A 17,545-nucleotide genomic window follows, 5' to 3' on the forward strand; every position below is an offset into this window, starting at 1 on the left:
ACCTCGCCACAACGGCGATTCAGTCTCGCGAACCCTGATCCGTTGCAGCAACGCTCTACTAAACGTCTGATCATGCCGCTCCTGGGACGGTTGAATCCGGTGTGGCAGGTGTATGGCCAGACCGAATCGCATCGGTGCCCCTGCCGCGTGACCTTGACTCTTCCGTCCATACTTGCAGGAACGTACGTCATAACGTACGCTGCTTGGTGGAGGTGGTACCCATGACTGCTGTAAGCGCAACGTCTGCCCGCGCGAACCTGTACCGGTTGATCGACCAGGTCAACGAGGAGTCCGAGCCGCTGACCATCACCGGCCAGCGTGGCAACGCGGTGCTTATCGGCGAGGAGGACTGGCTCGCCATCCAGGAGACGCTGTTCCTTGAGTCGGTACCGGGGTTGGCCGATTCCATCCGTCGTGCCCGCGCGGAGGGTGTCGACGCGGGCTCGACCGAGCTTGACTGGTGAGTCCCTGGACTCTGGTGTACTCGCGCCAGGCCCAGAAGGACGCCCAGAAGCTGGCCTCCTCAGGGCTGAAGACGAAGGCGCAGCACCTGCTGGAGGTTCTGGCCCAGGACCCGTTCACCACGCCACCCAAGTACGAGAAGTTGGTCGGCGACCTCGCTGGCTGCTATTCACGGCGCATCAACATCCAGCACCGACTTGTCTATGAGGTGCTCCCTGATCGCCACGTCGTCCACATCCTGAGGATGTGGACCCACTACGAGTAGCCACTCACCGAACATCCGGACATGCCGCGTGGTGCGCGGACGATTTGTCTGAGACGGGTGACGACTTGTCTGAGACGGGGTGACGACGGGCTTGGTGGCCGTATTGCGCGTGTAGTACGCTGGGATGGTGGATGAAGGCATCGACTGGCGCCATCGGGGCGACTACATCGCCAAGCATGGGCTGACCCCAGTTGTTGCCGACGAAGCTTTCGCCGATCCCAACAGGCTGGTCATCGATCCGGATCCCGCGTCCGTGTCGGGCAGAACCATTCGGGTCATCGGCTGGGCAGCCTCCGTCCGGAGACTGGTCACGATCATTGTCCTTCCCGACGAGGACGTCATTTGGGGAGTCAACGCGTGGCCATCGAACACCACCGATCAGCGCCGTTACAGAGAGGAGCGGACAAATGTCGATTAGTGATCTCATCGCGACCGAGGCCGAGGCGGCTGAACGCAACCCCGACGCCGTGATCAAGCCCGGCAGCAAGGTCACCCGCGGCCATCAGCGTGCCAAGACGCTCCAGGTTCGCCTGAACGTCGAGGAGTTGGAGACGTTGACGCGGCTGGCCGAGCAGCGCGGGCTTCCCGTTTCCACTCTGGCTCGCGACCTCCTGCTGTCACAATTGGCGGGCCCAGACGAGTCCGCCAAGGCGCTGATTGCCAGGATCCGGGCAGAACTCGACGACCTTGCAACCCGTGTAGCCTGACGGGCCCCCGAACATCCGCCTCTGCCGCAGCCAGTTCGAAGATGCTGCCTCTGGCGTTGTGGTCGGTGTGAGCGCAGCATCATGTATGACCAGTCTTGAGCCCATGTTGTTCCCGGTCCTCCTCGATGCAGCGACCGATCCTCTGGTGAGGGCAGTCGCCGCCTACCTCGCCCGCTACCGTGGGCAGACGCGCGTCCATACCGAGTCGGACCTGCGTAGCTTCCTGGTGTGGTGCCGCGAGCGGGGTGTCGACCCCCTGGGGGCGAGCCGCGCCCAGGTCGAGTTGTACGTGCGCTGGATGTGCTGAGTGAAGAGCAGCCCCAGCATCACCACCAGAGCGAAGTCATTGACGTTGACAGACAGCCGGGAAGCGCTGAGCAAGGCTTCGAACTGAAGATGAGACAAACCCAGAGTCGGAGACTCAGCCGGCACGTTCGGGCGCCGCACGTAGTCCGCCGGTGAAGCAGCGATCACCTGGTCAATGACACAGGTGCGGTAGAAGCCCGCCATCACAGAGACACGCCGGCTCACGGTCGAGGGCTGGAAGTGACGGACTTCCTGCCCAATGGACGAATGAGGCCGAAGCCGGCTACGACGTTGCGGAGTTGAAGCGTCGCGGCCGTGGCCGTCCCGGGCGCGGTGCCGAGCCGATGCAGGTCATCGCGGTACGCCTGACAGCCGAGGAATTCACGGCATTGGATGCGCTGGCCGAGCGTGACAATGTGTCACGCTCTGAAGCGATCCGGCGCGCGCTTGCTGGCTACGCCGCGTGAAGGTACACCGCAGCGCAGGCAAGCACGGGGTCCTGCCCGAGGACGCGGTGCAGGCCGCCGACTGGTCCCTGTGGATTGAGCCGCTTGACGATGACGGCTGGCCGCAACGAGAACTGCGACTCGGCTTCGACACCCAAGCTCGTCTACTCGAGACCGTGGTCCTGGTCTTCGCGAGTGGTGAGGAGATGGTCATTCATGCCATGCCTGGGCAGAAGCAGTATTGGGACCTCCTGCCCTGAGCTGACCGATCAATGCTCGCTCATGCCGCGCCTGGTGCGTCAGGCGACCTTGCTTGCGTAGCGCTGGCGGGCGGCCTCTCCGCTGGTGCCGACGAAAGCGCCGATCGCCGACCATGGCATGCCGGCTTCGCGGGCTGCGCGGATGGCATCAATCACGTGGCGCTCGGCCTCGGATCTCTCCGCCACCGCTGCTCGGAGCAGGGCAACTGCACCGGCGTCGGGCGCGTCGTCGGGATTGGGTTCGTGGAACTCGAAGCGCGCCGCCAGCTCGTCGGCGTGCTGCAGGATCTCGTCAACAGTGCGTGGCATGGTCATCACCCCAGGAATTTCTCGCGGGTTTTCATTGCGTGGACGATGACGTGATCGCCATCGACATAGCCGACCTCCAAGAAGATCGCGGACTGGTTGGGACCCACGATCATGATGAACCCGTCGCCGAGATCCCAGATCCGGACCGGGTTGCGGTCGGCGTGGAGGATCTCAGCTTCACCAAGTCCATGCCCGCCGCGGACGGTGCGAAGACTGGATCGTCCATCGTCCCAAGATAACTTGCGAGCATGCAGGTCAAGTGCCCGGGAATATCCGGATGTGCTGGTGGTGGTCAGTGCCAAGACGCGAGGCGCGCCGATGCCTCCTGGTACGTCGCGGTCCCGCTGGCGACCGCGATGACCAGGTCGTACGCCTCGTCGTCAGGCGCGTCCAAATCGATGCCATTGAGTCCGTAGAACACCACCAGCGACAGCCAGCCGAGACGCTTGTTCCCATCGACCAGGCCATGGTTGCCGACCAACGATTCCAGGAGCACGGCAGCCTTGTCATCGACGCCGGGGTACGCATCCCGGCCGAAGACGCTCACACGCGGGCGGTGGACCGCGGAGTCGAGCAGTCCGATGTCGCGAACGGGGCCGACTCCAAGGTCCTCCACCAACGACAAGATGTCCTCGAGGGTGAGGTACTCGATCACTGGCCCAACCGGTCGAGCAGGTCTGCGTAGCGGGTCCGAGCCGCAGTGGAGAGGAGCCGCACCTTATCCTCGCGGAGCCGTCGTGCGGCGGCTTCCCGGATAGCGCGCACTGTGGCTTCCTGCTTGCTCACACCCTCTGCCTCGGCGAGCAGCGCGAGGGCCTTCTCGTCCTCAGGTTCCAGCCGGAGTGTCATTGCCATGCCGTCATGATACCAGTGTGGTATCTCGCGATCATGCCGCGGTGTGCGAGGGTAGCCTTCGGCTTCGGTGTCGCCGGGCACGACCGCCCTCAATTACCGCGCTGAGGGCGGATACGCTCGCCCGGATTCGGCCCCCGTTAGTCAAGGACGGCTGTGGGTCCGGTCTCGTCTCGGTCTTCCGGGCCTGTGAGGCGTAGCGTGGGTGTCGCGGGTCCGGAAGGTGCGGCTCGCCGAGACCGGGGGGACAGCATGGTCGGCAGCATCCGCAGGATCGACTTCGGCGTGAACTGCTATCTCATTGATGTTGAGGGCGGCTACGTTCTCATCGACACGAGCTTCCCGAACAAGCGGGACAAGCTCGACGCCGAACTTGCTGCAGCAGGTTGTGGGCCTGACGATCTGCGCCTCATTGTCCTGACCCACGGGGATGTCGATCATGCGGGCAACTGTGCACATCTGCGCAGTACTTACCATGCCCCCATTGCGATTCATCGCCAAGATGCCGAGATAGTCCGGAGCGGAGACATGACCGCCGGCCGGACGGACAAGCCCGACAGGCACACTCTCGCGTTTCGGTTCCTGACATGGGCTTCTGGGCTGCTGTACAAAATCACCAGGACGGGTGTGGACTTCGAAGCCTTCGAGCCGGACGTACTCCTGGAGGATGAGCAGGACCTCTCGGCCTATGGGCTCGATGCGCGGGTTGTGCATCTTTCGGGTCACTCGAGCGGATCAATCGGTATCCTTGCGGGCGGTGGGGTCCTGTTCTGTGGGGACCTGCTCGTGAACGTGATGAGACCTTCACTCCACTACTACATAGACGACTTGGCCCAAGCGCACGAGAGCATCCGCAAGCTGAGCGGCCTCGGCGTCGAGACCCTCTACCCAGGGCACGGCAAACCGTTCCCGTTGAGCGAACTACCGATACCGGGCCGGCGATTCGGTTGATTCCTGCAATTACTAGGTGCTGGTAAGTGCTTGAACTCAACAACCCCAAGGGTGCCTTCACCGCCGCCAGGCTCGCGCCTCTCAATGGACGGCAACCCCTATGGGCGGCCAGCTCTCAGTCGTCCGCACCTGACCAAAAGGTGGTGCCGCAGACGGACTTACTCAAGCTGGTCTCGGTACAACGGAAGCTCGGCGCCGTATGCCACCTGTCGGGTCCTTTCCGGGAAGGCGTTGGCAAGGACGTGTGCCACGACGAGAGAGCATCCGACGGTGAACTCGATCTCCTCGTCGACTTCGCATGCGAGACACCAGGCCTTGTCCTCAGGCCATGCGAGATGAGGGGCGACGTGGATTCCTGGCTCGTCCCAGGCTAGGGCTGGTGCATCCCTTAACACTTCGATGGGACCAGTGAAGAGCAGCATCTCTCGGTTGGGAATGTTCAAGCGTGGTGCTGCAGGTGCGGGCGGATTTCCGCCCCACCCCTCCCAAACCGCCGCGTAGCCTTTGCCTGCCGTGGATGTGCACGAGGCAAGGATGGCCAGAGCTGCGCGAACGGCGTCGCCGGCATCGTCCTCCGGGAACGCAATCCGCACGTACACGTCAAAGCCCGGCGGCCCGTAACGAACGAGCTCCCACCAATCAGCACCAGGCTGAAACAGCCATTGAGCAGGCGCCGCATCTTCTGCGGGGCGAACATTCGTCACCTCGACCAGTCTGCCATGCAGACTCTCGCACCCTCATGCCGCAGCCCGTTCGAAGATGCTGCCTCTGGCGTTGTGGTCGGGGTGAGCGCAGCATCACGTATGACCAATCTTGAGCCCATCTTGTTCCTTGTCCTCTCCTCGATGCTGCGACCGATCCTCTTGTGAGGGACCCGCGTGTTGACTGAGCGTGCTTGCAGAGTGCTAGCATGTTGTCATGACGACCCTGTATATCCGTGACGTCTCCGACGATGTCGCCGCTACCTTGAAGGAGCGGGCGGCGTCGGAAGGTATGTCGTTGTCGGCCTACGTCGCCGCAGAGTTGGCCAAGATCGCCGCACGGCCCACGAACGAGCAGATCGTTGCTCGGCTCAGGGCGCGGGATCGCTCCAGTGGGCCCAGTTCCGACGACATCGTCGCTGCCGTGCAGGCGGGCCGCCGGTGATCGTGCTAGACGCCTCCGCGATGGTCGAGGCGCTGATCGGCAGCGAGGTGGCCGACGAGTTGCTGGATGCTCTCACCGGCGACGTGCACGCACCGCACCTGCTCGACGTCGAGGTGTTGTCCGTACTCCGGGGCTTGCTCCTGGGCGGCAAACTCGATCCTGCTGTCGCGGAGGAGGTTCGTCGCGACCACTTCGCGTTCGTCATCAATCGCTACGAGGTCTCACCATTGGCTGATCGGATCTGGCAGTTGCGTCACCAGTACACGAGCTACGACGCCGCGTACCTCGCTCTGGCAGAGGCGCTGGACGCACCGCTGTACACCTGTGACGCGAAGCTCGACCGCGGCGGCCACCACGCCAAGGTTCACCTGCTCCACCGAACGCACTGATCTGCCGCTGGTGGTCGTTGACGGCGTGGGTGGGGCTTGTATCGTGTAGCGCTACGCGATACGATGCTTTTTGTGATCGTCAGCTTCCGGCACAAGGGTCTGGAGCGGCTGTATCGCGACGGTTCGAAGAAGGGTGTTCAAGCGACTCACATCCCCAAGTTGCTTCGCATCTTGTCGCTTCTGGACGTGGCACAGACCCCCGACGACCTCGCGATCCCGTCGTTTCGGACCCACCCCCTCAAAGGAGACCTGGCCGGGCACTGGTCGATCTGGGTGAACGGCAACTGGCGAGTGACGTTCCGCTTCGTTGAGAGCGACGTCGAACTCGTCGACTATCAGGACTACCACTGATCAGGAGGTGGACAACATGGTGATGAGGACCCCGGTCCATCCCGGCGAGATCCTTCGCGAGGACGTGCTGGCCGATCTCGGGCTGAGTGTTGGGGAGGCCGCGTCCCGGCTCGGGATCTCCCGGGTGACGTTGAGCCGAGTCCTGCACGGCCATGCCCGCGTGAGCCCCAACCTTGCTGTTCGACTGGAGGGAGCAGGCGTCGGTACCGCCCGCGTTTGGCTGGCCCTGCAGTCGGCTTTTGACCTCGCGGCCGAGCGTGCCGCCGGATTACCCACCGTCCGCAGGCTCGACCCCGTCGCCTGACAACATCCGCAAATGCCGCAGCCAGTTCGAAGATGCTGCCTCTGGCGTTGTGGTCGGGGTGAGCGCAGCATCATGTATGACCAGTCTTGAGCCCATCTTGTTCCCGGTCCTCCTCGATGCTGCGACCGATCCTCTGGTGAGGGCAGTCGCCGCCTACCTCGCCCGCTACCGTGGGCAGACCCGCGTCCATACCGAGTCGGACCTGCGTAGCTTCTTGGTGTGGTGCCGCGAGCGGTGTGTCGACCCCCTGGGTGCGAGCCGCGCTCAGGTCGAGTTGTACGTGCGCTGGATGCAAGAAGTCCGTCACTTCCAGCCCTCGACCGTGAGCCGGCGTGTCTCTGTGATAGCGGGCTTCTACCGGACCTGTGTCATTGACCAGGTGATCGCTGCCTTCACCGGCGGACTACTTGCGGCGCCCGAACGTGCCGGCTGAGTCCCCGACTCTGGGCTTGTCCCATCTTCAGTTCGAAGCCTTGCTCAGCGCTTCCCGGCTGTCTGCCAATGTCAATGACTTCGCTCTGGTGATGCTGGGGCTGCTTGGGCTCCGGATCTTCGAAGCATGCGGCGCCAACGTCGAGGAGCTGGGAGAGGAGCATGGCCATCGCGTGCTGAGGGTTCACGGCAAGGTTGTTCTCACTCCACTGGCGCCGGCTGTTCAGCGGGCGATCGAACGTGCCGTCGCGGGACGAGCGGAGGGGCCGATTCTGCTCAACCGTTGTGGCTCACGGATGGACCGTCACGCTGCCACCCGGCGGCTGAAGCACCTCGACAACTCCGCCGCGATCCAGCTTCCGCGGATGCACCCGCACATGTTGCGGCACACCTTCGTCACCACGATGCTCGATGCCGGAGTCGACCTACGTGACGTCCAGATCGCCGCCCGCCACGCCGACCAAAGAACCACCATGCGCTACGACCGTGCCCGCAGGAACCTCGACGGGCATCCCCAACTACATCCCCGCCGCCTACATGGCCTCCGGGACCTGACTGCGGGGCTCTTTCGCGGCTGCAGATTCCGTTATACGATATTTGTATGGTGAGTGAAGAGCAGATCCGACAATGGACGAATGAGGCCGAAGCCGGCTACGACGTTGCGGAGTTGAAGCGTCGCGGCCGTGGCCGTCCCGGGCGCGGTGCCGAGCCGATGCAGGTCATCGCGGTACGCCTGACGGCCGAGGAAATCACGGCATTGGACGCGCTGGCCGAGCGTGACAATGTGTCACGCTCTGAAGCGATCCGGCGCGCGCTTGCCGGCTACGCCGCGTGAAGGTACACCGCAGCGCAGGCAAGCATGGGGTCCTGCCCGAGGACGCGGTTCAGGCCGCCGACTTGTCCCTGTGGATTGAGCCGCTTGACGAGGACGGCTGGCCGCAACGAGAACTGCGACTCGGCTTCGACACCCAGGCTCGTCTACTCGAGACCGTGGTCCTGGTCTTCGAGAGTGGTGAGGAGATGGTCATTCATGCCATGCCTGCGCGCAAGCAGTATTGGGACCTCCTGCCCTGAGCTGACCGATCGATGCTCGCTCATGCCGCGCCTCGTGCGTTGAGCCGGGGACCTTGGCACACAGTTCGGCATGGAGTTACAGCGAACCCTTGCAAGGGTCGTCGTCGGGCCTCTCAAGCAACCGCGAGGCATGTACAGCTGTTCAGGGGGCGAGTGGGTGCGGGGGCGTCAGCTGACGTTGTTCCCGAACTCCTTGAGCTGGCTCGCTTCTGCGATGGAGCTCGCGAGTGCTCCGATGAGTTCGGCGACGTCTGCAGGCGAGAGTCGCACCGTGGCACGGCAGGTGTTGTCCTCCCAGATGGACAGGATCGTCCTGCCGGTCTCGGGATGAGACGAGACGCGCAGCACACGGCCAGGACGGTCGCGTCCTTCAAGTGCGATCCCGCGCCGGGGCAGTGGCGAGACGGTCATCTTCCGAGGATGCCATCGGGGACGGCCTGTGTGAAGGTGCTGACCGGTGCGGTTGGGTCGGACCTGCTCGCGCACACTCGCTCATGGTGCTCGGGGTTGCCGGGGCCGGGTCGGAAACGGAGTGGTCGCTACTCGTGAACTGCCACGTAGCAAGAGCCGCCACGATCACTGTGGCCAGGAATGCCGGCAGGACCGTGGGCCAGCGGCGCGGCGTGGGGTTCATCGGAATCCCGCTGCCGGGTTCCGCTGGGATGGCTTGGGATGTGAGTCGAGGCGAAGGGTGTCGGTCGTTTGGTTGGGATGGATCGACTCGATGCCTTGCACGATGGTGTGTTGACCTTCTTCGGGTGGGGCCGCAGGATGTGGAGGGCTGCTGCGAGGGTGTCTACTGGCAGCCCACTGAGCCGTTGTCGTGTACTTGGTACTGGCATCGGTCGGCGCGTTCTTGTAGTTCCAGCGGGATATCGTCGACCAGTTGTCGGTGTAGCGTCTCGACGGACTCAAGCTCTTCGTCGGGGTGCCGCCAGATCTCTCCGACCACTTGGCCGCGGGCGGGGTCGATGATGAGTTCGCTGGTGGCGCCGTAGATGTCCTTCGCGCCGATCACGGTGACGTCGATTCCGTCCATCACGCGCTGGCTGGTGACTTCCACGGTGGGGAGCTTCTTCAGGACTTCGAAGAGTGAGCTGCGTAGGTCCGCGGGGACGATACCGGAGCGCAGTACGTCGGCGACGTAGACGTGGACGGCGTGGTCTTTCCCGCGGCCCCGGTCTTCCGTGTCGGCTTGGAGGCGTTCGAGCAGCGCATCGGGGTCGCGGGGGAGTTCCGCGAAGAACCGCATGGAGGGTGATTGCCACGAGGCCGGTAGGTCGTTGGGTCCGAGGTCTCCGGCCCACGCCTCGGGTGGGCCGTCGACCCGGCACCCGTCACCGTGGAGTACCTGGGCGAGCTCGCGTTGAGTTCGGTCGTACCAGGTGGGTTCAGTTCCGTCCACGGAGACGTACATGGTGTCTGTGAAGCTCACGAGGCAGGTTGCCGCATTGTCGATGAGCAGTGTCTCGCCTTGGTTGACGATCTTCCAGTATTGCCCCGGTTCGGTGGGTTCGTCGACGGCGTTGATGGCTGCCTCGGTGAGGACTTCCTGGGCTTGTGCTGTTGCGCCGGTGCCTGGGGGTTGGAAGAGCCCCAGGCCGACGACGAGTGCGCTGGCCGCGGCGACCGCGGCGATGCGCCACTTGTGGCTCCGTCTCGGGGTGGGGGCGGTGAGTGCCTGGGTGAGGAGGCGGCGACGTTCGTCCTGACTGTAGGCGGGGGTGTGGGCTGCGGGGTCGGTTTCGCGCAGGAGGGTTTCGATGTCACGCATGGTGGGCTCCTTGTGGTGCGGGGACGACGGCCAGAGGCAGTGAGGTGTGGTCGTCGGAGAGCAGTTGCTGAGCGCGTCGGCGGGCGCGCATCAGGCGGTTGCGGGTGGCTGAGCCGCTGAGGTCGAGAACGACGGCGATCTCGGTGGGCGTCAAGCCTTCCCAGGCCGTCAGTCGCAGGATCTCCGCGTCGAGGTCCGGCAGCTGGGCTAACACGCTCTCAGCTAGAGCCCGGCTACTGTGTTCGGGCGCCGGGTGGTGACGCGGCGGGTCATCGGCGACTGCGTCGCGTACCCTCATGCGCCTGGCCAGGGAGCGCCGTTCGTGGAGGATCGTGTGGTGGGCCACCCTGAACAGCCAGGGCAGCGCAGGATCGGGGACGTCCCCCAGGCGGCGCCACGCGGTGGTGAACACCTCGCTCACGATGTCGTCTGCGGCATGGGGTCCGATCCGGCGGATGGCGTATGCGCGAACCGCCCTCGAGTGGAGCTCGAAGAGATCTTCGAGGCGCTCATGGTCGGAAGGCTGGTAGCGGCTCACATCTGGTACTTCCCGGATCCGGTCCGCGCGTCACAACGGGACCGCAATCTGTTCACTGTCCGTTCCCGCGGCGGTTCCCCATCGTCCCATCCTCGTCTAGCCCGCACGGCCGATGCCTGGATTGATGCCCCGGCATACTGAGCGCAGATGCGGCCGCATGAAAGGGGGGCGGGATGTGAGATATCTGGCGAGGGTGGGGCTGACGGTTCTGATGGTGCCTGGTCTGGCGGCGTGCGGTGGGCAAGGGGAGGTCGTCCAGTCCGGTGACGTCTCCGTCTTGGTGTCGGAACGCGCCGACGGTGGAATGGCCGCTCAAGGTGGAGGGACGCTGGAAGTGGTTGGCGGTTGCCTTGGAGCGGGTGGCTCGGTCATCGTGTGGCCGCACGGTACTCAGGTTGTCCAGGACCAGCCGTTGACGATCCGGATCCCCACCGTGGGGACTTACCGTCTTGGCGACGAGGTGCTTGTCGCTGGAGGTTTCGTCCTGGAGCATTCGTCGCGAAACGTTGAGGCAGGCGACTTCCTCGCGGGCGGTGTCACGGTCCCCGCAGAATGCGCGGAACACGACATCTTCCTCGCGAACTGAGACCCCCTGCAGAATGCGCGCATTTGCCGCATCCTGCGCGTCGCAGATGAAGGCGGGAGTCTCTTTACGAGTCTTCTTCCAGCGCGGCTGGGCAGTCGCTCGCCAGGACCAGGGTGAGACGCGATGTCGCAGTCCTATCGCGCGGCTCTCCGTCGACGCGGTAGGTGACCACTTGGCTGGCGGCGCTTCCTGTGTCCGCTGCCTCCGGTCGCAATGCGATGGCCAGGCTCACTGTGGCGGTTGGAGGTATCAGGTATGCGGCGACGGGTTGGCGTCCGGCCCATAGGGCGGCGTTCTGGGCCGCTGGGTCATGGGTGACTCCGAACCCCAGGGTTGTGCCGTCTTCGAGTCTTATCGGAGGTACGACCACCACGTCGCTGAGTTTGACGTGGTCATGCTCGCCGACCTGTACGGACTTGAGCGTGATTGCGTGTGGGCTCGTGTTCGTGATCGGCACGCCGAACCAGTAGTCGGTGTCGCCAGCGAGTGTGGATTGGCAGATTCGGGTGCTGTTGTCAGGCACCTCCAGAGACGGGCCAACGGCGCAGCCCGCAGTGCTGGCTGCGGTGAGCAGGCTCCATGCGATCCATGCCGTGCCCTTGTTGCCCATGACGAGACTGTAGACCGGACGGGGTTCACCACCGACAGGCTTACTCTCATGCCGCGGTGTGCGAGGGTAGCCTTCGGCTCCGGTGTCCCCGAGTACGACCGCCCTCAATTGCCGCGTTGGGTATGTGCGTTGGCCGTCAGTCGGGGTTCAGTGCCTGTGCCTCAGGCGGACGTCAGTTTCCTGAGCGTCGTCCCCAGGCGCGCATGCGGCGTTAGGACGTGGACGGTCCAATCTGATGATCCGGGTGAGACTGGACTATCTCTTGGTGGACAGGGGACTATCGGTTCAGGGGCTCGCGGAGGCGGTGGGGATCACCGCGGCGAATGTATCGGTTTTGAAGAATGGCCGGGCGAAGGCTGTGCGGTTTTCCACCCTTGAGGCGATGTGTCGGGTGCTCGATTGCCAGCCGGGTGAGATCCTTGAGTTCATCGCTGATGAGGACGGCGACTCAGCCGATTCTGTGAATCGATGAGGCGCCGTCTTGGTCACCTTGATCAGGTTCAGGGGTTGATCCGGGTCGTTTGAATGTTGAAGATCGTCTCGGGTGCGACTGGATTGATAGAATCCCATGTCGTGGTGATGGCCTCGGCACCAGGAGCCGCATTTCTGCTCATCCGCGTTGGGTGGAGCTCGCGTGTCAAGGAGTTCGTTGGCGTGCCCACCGTCGCCAGGACGCGCACGGGAGCCCCCTGGGCGCCAGCAGCGTCCAGAGTTCGTCCATCCCGGACGCTCGGTCCAGGCTGCCGTGGCGATAGCGCCAAAGTCCACCAGTCCTCTCGGAGAGGAGGGGATCACCGGCTCACAAAGCATGCGCCCTCTGTGGCTGACTCGTCGGCCATGACCTGACCGGCGAATCGCCACGTTCTCATCCCCGGTCCTGTCAGAACGAGTTCCTCGGAAAGGTCGGCATTGAGAAGCATCAATGTATTGGACTCAACGCGGCACTCGAGAGCACCGATGCTGCCGGCGGTGTAGCCATCAGGAGCGGCGACGAGCGTTAGCGAGGTTCTCCCGGGAACCTCCACCGACAGTATCGAGAAGGTCTGGTCGGGCGAGTTCAGCTCGTTGCATGATGTGGCCACCTGGTCGTGGATGATGCCCACGCACACCCGCCCATTGCCGGTGGCGATGTAGGCGTCAATCCCCGGTGGGCCGCTCGGAGAGAAGGCCTGAAATTCCGGACCAAGGTGCCTCTCAAATCGACTGGACAGTGCCGGTAAGACCTCAGTGCTGGTGCTGACAGCCGAGAATGTCGCCACGTCGGAATGGCTGGACGGGGGTGGCACACATCCGGTCGGCAGCAGCGCCAGGGCGACGCAAACGCTCAGACAACGCCGCATTGAATGGCATTCGAGTATCCGGAGGCGTTTTGGCACACGGCCTTGTGCGAGGCAGTGACATCTGCAACCTCGATCTGGCCGGCACCAGATGTGGTACCCACGAGGACGTTGGCAGAGGTTCGCAACTCGACTCTCATCCAGTACGGGGACTGACCCACCGCTGCCACGTAGCCGATTGTCTGAACCGAGGAGGTGTACTTGGCGCTCGGAGTCATGACTGAGCAGTTGACGATTCTGAGCTTCACGGGTAAATCCCGGAACCAGTACGAACCGCACCAGGACGCCCGTGTCTCCGCGAACGCCGAGCTGGGGACGATCGCCAGTCCGGCGATCGCGAGAAGCACCAGAATCCATATCCTGGTGTTGCGAATCATGCTCTCCATACCGCGAAGGTACTCCACAGAGGGGTCCACCCCGCCGCGGATGGTCGCTCTGCCCGGTGGTCAACGGTTCAACGGGTCGGGTTCAGGGTATTCGAGGTCGAGACATTCGAAGCCCTTCGCGACGGCGGCGTGGAGGCGCTGATGGCCGGCAGCGTCCCATTTCACGTGGGGGAAGTACTGCCAGTAGAAGGAGTCGTTGGAGGCCATGCCTTCGCCGGTGTAGGCCTGCCAGCCCGATGCGATCAGCCATTCCGCGTCCGCAGGGTCATCCAGGCTGTCGGCGTTGGTGAGCCGGGCGCGGCCCGTGACGCCGTCGGGGGTTGCCACGACGACCCACCAGTTGATTCCCGCGGTCAGTCCTTCACCCACCGCGATCTGCACGGCCTCGTCCCAGTCCACAGGCCCCCACCGTGATTCATGGCTCAGACGCGTCGCACGGCTGATCGGCTCGCATACCATCTGAGCAGCCAGCGCCGCGTCGGGAACCGGCTCGGACCGACCGGGCTCAGCGGTCACCCCGGATGACTCAGAGGGCTCCACCGGGACAACGACGATGGGCGTGTCCTCGGGGCCTGTCCCGGCCGGGGTAGCCGACCGCTGTGAGCTCGCCGCGACTGAGGCCGATGACGTGGCGCCCCCAGGCTCGTCCACTTGTATCGGCGTGCCCACCATCGCCAGGACGCGAGTAGGGCCGCTGCGGTCGACAGCAGCCACCAGAGTTCGTCCATCCCGGGCGGATCGGCCCAGGGGCCGAGGTAGAACATCGTGACCATGACGGCCGCGGTGACGATCGCGGCCACTGCGACGCCGATGATCAGTTCGAGGATGAATCGCACCACTCCTGGCCTCCTTCGCCTGCGCACCGTGCGCATCACGTTACCTGCGCACGGCCTTCTCTCAGCGGGTGTCGTGCCATTGAGCTCGCCGGTAGCGGATGGTGGTGCCTTGGTGGGCGGGTCCGCGTCGACGGGGCTGGCGGCGGTCCGCTGGTTTCCCCTGCCGCGGTGCCAGCGGTGGCGTATGCGGTGATCCAGGCGCGCGGACTGGCGGGTCGACCCACGGTCACGTCCTGCTCGTCGGCCAGGACGCGTCAGGGCACGGGTTGAGGTAGGTCCCAGCTGGGTCCGGCGGGCAGGCGGGGCCAGGGATCGGATCCCACAACATCCGCGGCTGGTCAGGCCGTTCGGAGTACCGCCACGGGGTCGCGGTGTGCGGCCACCGTGCCTGCGGGCACCGTCGCGACGAGGGCCGCCACGACCACGAGGGTGGCGGTGGCGGCGGTATGCCCGAGCGGAGCGATGGTTTCCGTGGCCATGCCGAAGGCCGTTACCGCGACGATGCCCAGCACCGCGCCGGCGGTGGTGGACAGCGCGGCGCGAAGAACGATCAGGCTCATGAGGTCGACGCGGGTGATGCCGAGGGCTCGCCGCCGGCCGAGGTCGCGTTGCCGGATGAGCACGTCGGCCAGGGCGACGGCGCCCACGAACAGCGCGCCGACGAGCAGGACGATGAGGGTGGTCTCGTAGCCGGCCAACCGGACGTCCCCGCCCACCAGTTGGGAGGTCTCGGCGAGGTCCCGTGGGGAGGAGAGGCCCAGGTTCGCGGGGTCGGTGGGCGCCAGCAACCTCCGGAGACCGCGTTCGGTGGGGCCCAGTTGACCCACATCGTCGACGATGACTCGTGCCTGCTCACCAACCCCGGGTGTCGCGGAGACGTAGATGGCGCCGTCGCGGAGCCAGTCGAACGGGGCTGCCGCGTCGTAGGTGCCGACGACGGCGTAGGTGTGGTTGTCCCTCGTGATCAATGCCCCGGACGGAGCCTCCATCCTGAGGGTGGCGCCCGAGGTGGCCGAGACGATCGCCTCACCAGGCTCCGGCCAACGGCCGGCGCGGAGAGCGACCACGTCGTCGGGGCTGGTGCCGACGAGGCCCCAGGCGCTCACCGTCGGCCCGCCCCAGCCGAGGGCGGCGTTGGTGACCGTGGACGCCTTGGTCACTGCTGCGACGGTGTCGACGCTGGAAAGGTCCGCGATGACGCTGACCGCTTCGGGGGTGAGGAACCCATCGGAGCCCTGGTCGGTGACCGCAATCACGCGGGCGCCGGCGTCCTCAATGCGCTGCTCCAACTGCTCCTGCAGGGCCGCCCCGCGCCCGGAGGTGGCGGCTGCGGCGAAGGTCATTGCGGCCGCAGCCAGCAGGATGAGGATCGTGGGGACCCGGGCAGCCATCGCGGAGGCAACGGCCTCCCGGAGGAGCGAGACCGCCCTCACAGCTCGATCACCCTGTCGACCCGGGAGATGACGAAGGGGTCGTGCGTGGCGATGATCAGGGCCACGGACTCGTCCTTGGCGGCCCCGACGAGGCGGTCCAAGACGTTCTCCGCGTTGGTGCGGTCGAGGTTGCCAGTGGGCTCGTCCGCCAGCAGGATCGTGGGGCGGTTCATCAGCGCCCGGCACAGCGCCACCCGCTGCGCCTGGCCGCCGCTGATCTGCCCCGGGAGGTGATCAGCCCGGGCTTCCACGCCGAACGCGCCGAGCAGTTCTCCCGCTCTGGCGATGACATCCCTCCTGCGGTGGCCGGCGTACAGGGCGGGTTCAACCACTGAATCCAGGACGGTGCGGGCGGGGTCGAGCTCAGCGTCCTGGAACACGAAGCCCATGTGGCGGGCGCGCATGGTGGAGCGCTGGGCGTCGTTGAGCGTGGAGGTGGGCCGTCCGTGCACTTCCACCTCACCCTCGTCCGGCGTGAGCAGCAGCCCGAGTAGGTAGAGGAGGGTGGACTTCCCGCGTCCGCTGGGGCCCGTCAGCGCAACCGACTCGCCGGCGTCGAACTCGGCCGACACGTCGACGAGGACCGGCTCGCGTCCCCTCGGGTAGGTGAACCGCAGCCCGGACACGGAGAGCACCGATGTCACGGAGTCTCGCTCGGTGACGGCCTCGGGGAGGACGTCGCTGTGGCTGACGCCTCGGGTGTGACGTCGGCCGAGGCGAGGGCCTGTACGGACTCGCCTACCTCGACTCCCTCGACGACGGCGAGCCCCGCGTGCGACCTGCTGACCGTCACGGGTCTGCGTTCGCGCGCGTTGCCGTCGACCACGGTCACCCAGGCCTGCCCGGTGGCGTCGGTAGAGACGGCGGCCACCGGGAGCGTGGGGCCGGTGGTCCTGGGGATGACTTCGATGTGCACCGTCACCCACGTTTGCTCGGCTGGCACGGCGTCGCAGTCGTCTCCGCACACCGGCCCGCCGTCCGGGCTGGTCAGCGTCACGAGTTCGCCCGCGCCCAGCTCGTCGTTGGGCCGGCTCGACCCCCATACCGCGGGCCAGCTGTGCCCGAGACCCTCGACCGTCATCGGCGCGTCCGCTGGGACCAGGCTCATCTGTCCGGGTGACAACGGGAGGATGAACTGCGGGTCGCCTGTCGTCATCGAGACGGCCACCTCGCCGCCGCCCAGCACCGCCCCCGCCCAGACCTGTTGCGCGTCGACCACAACGCCGGCGGGCAGTGAGTCGGCGGCGACCAGCTCTCCGAGGCCCACCATTCCTGTAGGGGCGACGCCGAGGTTGCGCTGCCACTCGGACACGCCGCGGCCGGTGGCCTCGTCGAAGGTGGAGTCTGCCACGTCGAGGTATTTCAGAGCGACGAGCGCGCCCTCCAGCTGCTCCACGTCCCGGCCGGCCATGCCCAGGGACAGATCGCGGTGGAAGGGTACCTCTCCTTCGACGATGCGCACTGGAATGCCCCCCACTTCGTAGAGCACGTCGCCGACGGCGCGGACAGCCACCGGCTGGTCCGGCGCCGCCGTGACGACCCCAGCCAGAGCGTTGGTGGCGATGGTTCGGGATGCGCGGGATGTTCGGGCACCGTAGTCGAGGGTTTGGCCGATCGTGCGCTCGGTCACCGTGACCACTAGATCCTCGTCCGCAGTCTCAAGTAACCCGGGCGGCGGAGTCAGGGTGACCCTTCCCGCCCAGAAGGCCGCGGTGGCCAGCAGCAGGGCACCGACCAGAATCACTGGCCATCGGCGAGGCGGACCTGGCGGAGCCGTGTCGGATGTGGCGA

At 65.4% G+C, this 17,545-nt stretch carries 33 protein-coding genes; 18 read left to right on the forward strand and 15 right to left on the reverse strand.

Annotated elements, in window-relative coordinates; translation table 11 throughout:
- Window positions 1-221 precede the first annotated feature (221 nt).
- From H5399_RS03395 to H5399_RS03425, 7 genes are all read left to right on the forward strand, one after another.
- Entirely contained in the window at window positions 222-464 is a 243-nt protein-coding gene (locus H5399_RS03395; RefSeq protein ID WP_068751161.1) for a type II toxin-antitoxin system Phd/YefM family antitoxin, read from the forward strand.
- Window positions 461-727: a Txe/YoeB family addiction module toxin gene (locus H5399_RS03400; RefSeq protein ID WP_182781594.1), complete on the forward strand. Its 267-nt coding sequence runs from the start codon at window positions 461-463 to the stop codon at window positions 725-727. The genes H5399_RS03395 and H5399_RS03400 overlap by 4 nt, the downstream gene beginning before the upstream one ends.
- Before the next feature lie 127 nt (window positions 728-854).
- Window positions 855-1,145: a hypothetical protein gene (locus tag H5399_RS03405; protein WP_220489047.1), complete on the forward strand. Its 291-nt coding sequence runs from the start codon at window positions 855-857 to the stop codon at window positions 1,143-1,145.
- The gene (locus H5399_RS03410) at window positions 1,135-1,434 is read left to right on the forward strand and encodes a ribbon-helix-helix domain-containing protein (RefSeq protein WP_182781596.1); all 300 of its coding nucleotides are present in this window, start codon (window positions 1,135-1,137) and stop codon (window positions 1,432-1,434) included. The genes H5399_RS03405 and H5399_RS03410 overlap by 11 nt, the downstream gene beginning before the upstream one ends.
- A gap of 85 nt (window positions 1,435-1,519) precedes the next feature.
- Entirely contained in the window at window positions 1,520-1,741 is a 222-nt protein-coding gene (locus H5399_RS03415; RefSeq protein ID WP_182781597.1) for a hypothetical protein, read from the forward strand.
- 343 nt (window positions 1,742-2,084) lie between these two features.
- Window positions 2,085-2,207, forward strand: coding sequence for a ribbon-helix-helix protein, CopG family (locus H5399_RS03420; RefSeq protein WP_255421945.1), 123 nt, complete (start codon window positions 2,085-2,087; stop codon window positions 2,205-2,207).
- Entirely contained in the window at window positions 2,204-2,446 is a 243-nt protein-coding gene (locus tag H5399_RS03425) for a toxin (RefSeq protein WP_182781599.1), read from the forward strand. The genes H5399_RS03420 and H5399_RS03425 overlap by 4 nt, the downstream gene beginning before the upstream one ends.
- A gap of 39 nt (window positions 2,447-2,485) precedes the next feature.
- Here H5399_RS03425 and H5399_RS03430 read toward each other — a convergent pair whose 3' ends face one another.
- Genes H5399_RS03430 through H5399_RS03445 form a run of 4 tightly spaced genes read right to left on the reverse strand, consistent with a single transcriptional unit; the run spans window position 2,486 to window position 3,610 of the window.
- Window positions 2,486-2,755, reverse strand: a complete 270-nt coding sequence (locus H5399_RS03430; protein WP_255421946.1) for a hypothetical protein — start codon at window positions 2,753-2,755, stop codon at window positions 2,486-2,488.
- Window positions 2,756-2,760: 5 nt separating this feature from the next.
- Window positions 2,761-3,057: a hypothetical protein gene (locus H5399_RS03435; protein WP_220489046.1), complete on the reverse strand. Its 297-nt coding sequence runs from the start codon at window positions 3,055-3,057 to the stop codon at window positions 2,761-2,763.
- Window positions 3,048-3,410, reverse strand: a complete 363-nt coding sequence (locus H5399_RS03440; protein ID WP_182781601.1) for a type II toxin-antitoxin system death-on-curing family toxin — start codon at window positions 3,408-3,410, stop codon at window positions 3,048-3,050. The genes H5399_RS03435 and H5399_RS03440 overlap by 10 nt, the downstream gene beginning before the upstream one ends.
- A complete protein-coding gene (locus H5399_RS03445; protein ID WP_182781602.1) occupies window positions 3,407-3,610 on the reverse strand; it encodes a CopG family transcriptional regulator in 204 nt (67 codons plus the stop codon). The genes H5399_RS03440 and H5399_RS03445 overlap by 4 nt, the downstream gene beginning before the upstream one ends.
- Window positions 3,611-3,859: 249 nt before the next feature.
- On the opposite strand from H5399_RS03445, the gene H5399_RS03450 reads away from it, so the two are divergent.
- Window positions 3,860-4,558, forward strand: coding sequence for an MBL fold metallo-hydrolase (locus H5399_RS03450; RefSeq protein WP_182781603.1), 699 nt, complete (start codon window positions 3,860-3,862; stop codon window positions 4,556-4,558).
- 158 nt (window positions 4,559-4,716) lie between these two features.
- Here H5399_RS03450 and H5399_RS03455 read toward each other — a convergent pair whose 3' ends face one another.
- Window positions 4,717-5,262, reverse strand: coding sequence for a hypothetical protein (locus tag H5399_RS03455; protein ID WP_182781604.1), 546 nt, complete (start codon window positions 5,260-5,262; stop codon window positions 4,717-4,719).
- Between the two features lie 214 nt (window positions 5,263-5,476).
- Between H5399_RS03455 and H5399_RS03460 the strand changes: the two genes are divergently transcribed.
- The 8 genes from H5399_RS03460 to H5399_RS03490 all read left to right on the forward strand — a co-directional run bounded on the left by H5399_RS03460 (window position 5,477) and on the right by H5399_RS03490 (window position 8,254).
- Window positions 5,477-5,704, forward strand: coding sequence for an antitoxin (locus H5399_RS03460; RefSeq protein ID WP_182781605.1), 228 nt, complete (start codon window positions 5,477-5,479; stop codon window positions 5,702-5,704).
- Window positions 5,701-6,093, forward strand: coding sequence for a type II toxin-antitoxin system VapC family toxin (locus tag H5399_RS03465; protein ID WP_182781606.1), 393 nt, complete (start codon window positions 5,701-5,703; stop codon window positions 6,091-6,093). The genes H5399_RS03460 and H5399_RS03465 overlap by 4 nt, the downstream gene beginning before the upstream one ends.
- Before the next feature lie 72 nt (window positions 6,094-6,165).
- Window positions 6,166-6,444 (forward strand): type II toxin-antitoxin system RelE/ParE family toxin, encoded by a 279-nt coding sequence (locus H5399_RS03470; RefSeq protein WP_129459402.1) that lies wholly within the window; start codon window positions 6,166-6,168, stop codon window positions 6,442-6,444.
- Window positions 6,445-6,466: 22 nt separating this feature from the next.
- Window positions 6,467-6,748: a HigA family addiction module antitoxin gene (locus H5399_RS03475; RefSeq protein ID WP_220490743.1), complete on the forward strand. Its 282-nt coding sequence runs from the start codon at window positions 6,467-6,469 to the stop codon at window positions 6,746-6,748.
- A gap of 76 nt (window positions 6,749-6,824) precedes the next feature.
- Window positions 6,825-7,181: a phage integrase N-terminal SAM-like domain-containing protein gene (locus H5399_RS17510; RefSeq protein WP_220490745.1), complete on the forward strand. Its 357-nt coding sequence runs from the start codon at window positions 6,825-6,827 to the stop codon at window positions 7,179-7,181.
- A gap of 16 nt (window positions 7,182-7,197) precedes the next feature.
- Window positions 7,198-7,788 carry a tyrosine-type recombinase/integrase gene (locus tag H5399_RS17515; RefSeq protein WP_220490747.1) on the forward strand — a complete coding sequence of 197 codons (591 nt, stop codon included), beginning with the start codon at window positions 7,198-7,200 and terminating at the stop codon, window positions 7,786-7,788.
- On the forward strand, window positions 7,782-8,015 hold the full coding sequence (locus H5399_RS03485) for a CopG family transcriptional regulator (protein ID WP_182781607.1): 234 nt from the start codon (window positions 7,782-7,784) through the stop codon (window positions 8,013-8,015). The genes H5399_RS17515 and H5399_RS03485 overlap by 7 nt, the downstream gene beginning before the upstream one ends.
- Window positions 8,012-8,254, forward strand: a complete 243-nt coding sequence (locus H5399_RS03490; RefSeq protein WP_182781608.1) for a toxin — start codon at window positions 8,012-8,014, stop codon at window positions 8,252-8,254. The genes H5399_RS03485 and H5399_RS03490 overlap by 4 nt, the downstream gene beginning before the upstream one ends.
- Before the next feature lie 168 nt (window positions 8,255-8,422).
- On the opposite strand, the gene H5399_RS03495 is transcribed toward H5399_RS03490, so the two are convergent.
- The 3 genes from H5399_RS03495 to H5399_RS03505 form a co-directional block, all read right to left on the reverse strand.
- Window positions 8,423-8,665, reverse strand: coding sequence for a hypothetical protein (locus tag H5399_RS03495; protein ID WP_182781609.1), 243 nt, complete (start codon window positions 8,663-8,665; stop codon window positions 8,423-8,425).
- A 385-nt stretch (window positions 8,666-9,050) separates the two neighbouring features.
- Window positions 9,051-10,028: a hypothetical protein gene (locus H5399_RS03500; RefSeq protein ID WP_182781610.1), complete on the reverse strand. Its 978-nt coding sequence runs from the start codon at window positions 10,026-10,028 to the stop codon at window positions 9,051-9,053.
- Window positions 10,021-10,566, reverse strand: a complete 546-nt coding sequence (locus tag H5399_RS03505; protein ID WP_182781611.1) for a sigma-70 family RNA polymerase sigma factor — start codon at window positions 10,564-10,566, stop codon at window positions 10,021-10,023. Before H5399_RS03505 ends, H5399_RS03500 begins: the two co-directional genes overlap by 8 nt.
- A 175-nt stretch (window positions 10,567-10,741) precedes the next feature.
- On the opposite strand from H5399_RS03505, the gene H5399_RS03510 reads away from it, so the two are divergent.
- On the forward strand, window positions 10,742-11,152 hold the full coding sequence (locus H5399_RS03510) for a hypothetical protein (RefSeq protein ID WP_182781612.1): 411 nt from the start codon (window positions 10,742-10,744) through the stop codon (window positions 11,150-11,152).
- 64 nt (window positions 11,153-11,216) lie between these two features.
- On the opposite strand, the gene H5399_RS03515 is transcribed toward H5399_RS03510, so the two are convergent.
- The gene (locus tag H5399_RS03515) at window positions 11,217-11,762 is read right to left on the reverse strand and encodes a hypothetical protein (RefSeq protein ID WP_182781613.1); all 546 of its coding nucleotides are present in this window, start codon (window positions 11,760-11,762) and stop codon (window positions 11,217-11,219) included.
- 235 nt (window positions 11,763-11,997) lie between these two features.
- Between H5399_RS03515 and H5399_RS03520 the strand changes: the two genes are divergently transcribed.
- Entirely contained in the window at window positions 11,998-12,234 is a 237-nt protein-coding gene (locus H5399_RS03520; RefSeq protein ID WP_220490749.1) for a helix-turn-helix transcriptional regulator, read from the forward strand.
- Between the two features lie 319 nt (window positions 12,235-12,553).
- Here H5399_RS03520 and H5399_RS03525 read toward each other — a convergent pair whose 3' ends face one another.
- The 6 genes from H5399_RS03525 to H5399_RS17525 all read right to left on the reverse strand — a co-directional run bounded on the left by H5399_RS03525 (window position 12,554) and on the right by H5399_RS17525 (window position 17,498).
- Window positions 12,554-12,865, reverse strand: coding sequence for a hypothetical protein (locus tag H5399_RS03525; protein ID WP_182781614.1), 312 nt, complete (start codon window positions 12,863-12,865; stop codon window positions 12,554-12,556).
- Window positions 12,866-13,086: 221 nt separating this feature from the next.
- Window positions 13,087-13,485, reverse strand: coding sequence for a hypothetical protein (locus tag H5399_RS03530; RefSeq protein ID WP_182781615.1), 399 nt, complete (start codon window positions 13,483-13,485; stop codon window positions 13,087-13,089).
- A gap of 60 nt (window positions 13,486-13,545) precedes the next feature.
- On the reverse strand, window positions 13,546-13,884 hold the full coding sequence (locus tag H5399_RS03535; protein ID WP_182781616.1) for a hypothetical protein: 339 nt from the start codon (window positions 13,882-13,884) through the stop codon (window positions 13,546-13,548).
- A gap of 775 nt (window positions 13,885-14,659) precedes the next feature.
- On the reverse strand, window positions 14,660-15,754 hold the full coding sequence (locus H5399_RS03540) for an ABC transporter permease (protein ID WP_182781617.1): 1,095 nt from the start codon (window positions 15,752-15,754) through the stop codon (window positions 14,660-14,662).
- Complete coding sequence (locus tag H5399_RS17520; protein WP_220490751.1) at window positions 15,751-16,398, reverse strand: ABC transporter ATP-binding protein; 648 nt, start codon at window positions 16,396-16,398, stop codon at window positions 15,751-15,753. Before H5399_RS17520 ends, H5399_RS03540 begins: the two co-directional genes overlap by 4 nt.
- Window positions 16,395-17,498: a peptidoglycan-binding domain-containing protein gene (locus tag H5399_RS17525; protein ID WP_220490753.1), complete on the reverse strand. Its 1,104-nt coding sequence runs from the start codon at window positions 17,496-17,498 to the stop codon at window positions 16,395-16,397. Before H5399_RS17525 ends, H5399_RS17520 begins: the two co-directional genes overlap by 4 nt.
- Window positions 17,499-17,545 lie beyond the last annotated feature (47 nt).

Origin of the sequence: Tessaracoccus sp. MC1627 (assembly GCF_014164725.1) — a bacterium.
Taxonomy (GTDB): Bacteria; Actinomycetota; Actinomycetes; order Propionibacteriales; family Propionibacteriaceae; genus Arachnia.

Bases quoted from the DNA above. Each gene is read 5' to 3' on its own strand.
- H5399_RS03395 (WP_068751161.1), top strand. From the start codon at position 222: ATGACTGCTGTAAGCGCAACGTCTGCCCGCGCGAACCTGTACCGGTTG.
- H5399_RS03410 (WP_182781596.1), top strand. From the start codon at position 1,135: ATGTCGATTAGTGATCTCATCGCGACCGAGGCCGAGGCGGCTGAACGC.
- H5399_RS03415 (WP_182781597.1), top strand. From the start codon at position 1,520: ATGACCAGTCTTGAGCCCATGTTGTTCCCGGTCCTCCTCGATGCAGCG.
- H5399_RS03420 (WP_255421945.1), top strand. From the start codon at position 2,085: ATGCAGGTCATCGCGGTACGCCTGACAGCCGAGGAATTCACGGCATTG.
- H5399_RS03430 (WP_255421946.1), bottom strand. From the start codon at position 2,755: ATGCCACGCACTGTTGACGAGATCCTGCAGCACGCCGACGAGCTGGCG.
- H5399_RS03445 (WP_182781602.1), bottom strand. From the start codon at position 3,610: ATGGCAATGACACTCCGGCTGGAACCTGAGGACGAGAAGGCCCTCGCG.
- H5399_RS03450 (WP_182781603.1), top strand. From the start codon at position 3,860: ATGGTCGGCAGCATCCGCAGGATCGACTTCGGCGTGAACTGCTATCTC.
- H5399_RS03460 (WP_182781605.1), top strand. From the start codon at position 5,477: ATGACGACCCTGTATATCCGTGACGTCTCCGACGATGTCGCCGCTACC.
- H5399_RS03475 (WP_220490743.1), top strand. From the start codon at position 6,467: ATGAGGACCCCGGTCCATCCCGGCGAGATCCTTCGCGAGGACGTGCTG.
- H5399_RS17510 (WP_220490745.1), top strand. From the start codon at position 6,825: ATGACCAGTCTTGAGCCCATCTTGTTCCCGGTCCTCCTCGATGCTGCG.
- H5399_RS03485 (WP_182781607.1), top strand. From the start codon at position 7,782: ATGGTGAGTGAAGAGCAGATCCGACAATGGACGAATGAGGCCGAAGCC.
- H5399_RS03495 (WP_182781609.1), bottom strand. From the start codon at position 8,665: ATGACCGTCTCGCCACTGCCCCGGCGCGGGATCGCACTTGAAGGACGC.
- H5399_RS03500 (WP_182781610.1), bottom strand. From the start codon at position 10,028: ATGCGTGACATCGAAACCCTCCTGCGCGAAACCGACCCCGCAGCCCAC.
- H5399_RS03515 (WP_182781613.1), bottom strand. From the start codon at position 11,762: ATGGGCAACAAGGGCACGGCATGGATCGCATGGAGCCTGCTCACCGCA.
- H5399_RS03520 (WP_220490749.1), top strand. From the start codon at position 11,998: ATGATCCGGGTGAGACTGGACTATCTCTTGGTGGACAGGGGACTATCG.
- H5399_RS03530 (WP_182781615.1), bottom strand. From the start codon at position 13,485: ATGGAGAGCATGATTCGCAACACCAGGATATGGATTCTGGTGCTTCTC.